Below are 1696 nucleotides of genomic sequence, written 5' to 3' on the forward strand. Positions count from 1 at the left end.
CGCTGGAACCGACCCGCCAGGGCACTATTCCGGTTCAGGTCGATACCCGCAACGCCCAGACCACACTGCGTCTGCATGACGGCGAAACCCAGATCCTCGCGGGCCTGGTGCGTAACGACCATGGCAGCACGGGTAACAAGATCCCGGGCCTGGGTGACATTCCAGGGCTTGGCCGCTTGTTCGGCAGCAACAAGGACACCGTCGGCAAATCGGAGCTGGTGCTGTCGATCACGCCACGGATCGTGCGCAACCTGCCTTACCAGAGCCCTTCAGACATGGAATTCCAGACCGGCACCGAAACCAGCATGCACGTCCAGGCACCGGATCGAGGGATGCAAACCTCGATTCAGTCTGAGCCCATTGAGCGGCAGGTGGCTGGCGTGACCACCCAGGTGACTGGCGGTCGGCCGGTGTCTGGCGTAACTACCCAGGTGACTGGTGGCCGGCCAGTGTCTGGCGTAACCACCCAGGTAACTGGCGGTCGGCCAGTGGCTACCACCACCCAAGTGAGCGTCGGTCGGCCGCTGGCTGCCACCACCCAAGTGACCATTGAGAAGCCTTGATCATGAACGGCTCGCAACGCGGTTTTACCTTGATCGAAGTCGTCGTGACGCTGTCGCTGATCGGCCTGCTGGCCAGTATGGCCGCGCCACTGACCGAGACCATCGTGCGCCGGGGCAAGGAGCAGGAATTGCGCACGGCGCTGTACCAGATTCGCGACGCCATTGACGCCTACAAACGCGCCTTTGACGCCGGTTATATCGAGAAGTCGCTGAACAGCAACGGTTATCCACCCAATCTTCAAGTGCTGGTGGAGGGCGTGCGCGATGTGCGCAGCGCCAAGGGCGCCAAGTTCTAMTTTTTGCGCCGCGTACCCCATGACCCGCTGACCACGGTCAAGCGTGACGACGAAGGTGGCTGGGGCTTGCGCTCATATGACAGCACGGCTCAAAACCCCCGCGATGGTGAAGACGTCTTTGACGTCTACTCCAAGGCCCGGGGCAAAGGGCTCAACGGCATCGCGTACCGGGAGTGGTGAGCATATGCGTCGGGAAAAAGGCTTTACCCTGTTGGAACTGATGGTGGTCATGGCAATCATCGCGACGCTGATGACCATCGCCTTGCCACGCTATTTCAACAGCCTCGAAACGTCGAAAGAAACCACGCTGCGCCAGAGCCTGTCGGCCATGCGCGAAGCATTGGATCACTACTACGGCGACACCGGACGTTACCCTGACTCGCTCGATCAACTGATCGAACAGCGTTACCTGCGCAACGCGCCGATGGACCCGATTGCCGAGCGTAAAGACACCTGGGTGCTGGTCGCACCACCGGATGGCGTGGCGGGCGGGGTGGCCGATATCAAAAGTGGGGCCACAGGGAGGGCGCGTGATGGCAGCCTGTATTCCGAGTGGTAAGCCGGGTAACGAGGCGGGGTTCACCTACCTGGGCGTGCTGTTTTTGATCGTGGTGATGGGCATGGGCCTGGCCAGTGCCGGTGAGTTGTGGTCCACCGCCTCGCGTCGTGATCGGGAACGTCAGTTGCTGTGGGTTGGCACCCAATACGCTCAGGCACTGCGCAGCTATTACCGCAGTTCGCCAGGCCTGGCCCAGTATCCGAAAGAACTGGCAGACCTGCTTTCGGACGAGCGCTTTCCATCGCCCAAACATCATCTGCGCCAGCTGTATCCGGACC

Annotated in this window: 3 protein-coding genes and 1 pseudogene; all 4 read left to right on the forward strand. The window is 61.3% G+C overall.

Features of this window, described 5'->3' with window-relative positions:
• A partial coding sequence (locus tag AC1DSG_RS30975; RefSeq protein ID WP_477794269.1) for a type II secretion system protein GspD occupies positions 1-563 on the forward strand: 563 nt, incomplete at its 5' end.
• Between the two features lie 2 nt (positions 564-565).
• Positions 566-1039, forward strand: a complete 474-nt coding sequence (locus AC1DSG_RS30980; RefSeq protein ID WP_477794270.1) for a type II secretion system protein — start codon at positions 566-568, stop codon at positions 1037-1039.
• A gap of 4 nt (positions 1040-1043) precedes the next feature.
• Entirely contained in the window at positions 1044-1418 is a 375-nt protein-coding gene (locus AC1DSG_RS30985; protein ID WP_007943950.1) for a type II secretion system protein, read from the forward strand.
• Positions 1393-1696, forward strand: a pseudogene (locus AC1DSG_RS30990) (type II secretion system protein); the annotation flags it as partial. The gene AC1DSG_RS30985 and the pseudogene AC1DSG_RS30990, both read left to right, overlap by 26 nt.

Source organism: Pseudomonas sp. P5_A12, assembly GCF_056400685.1.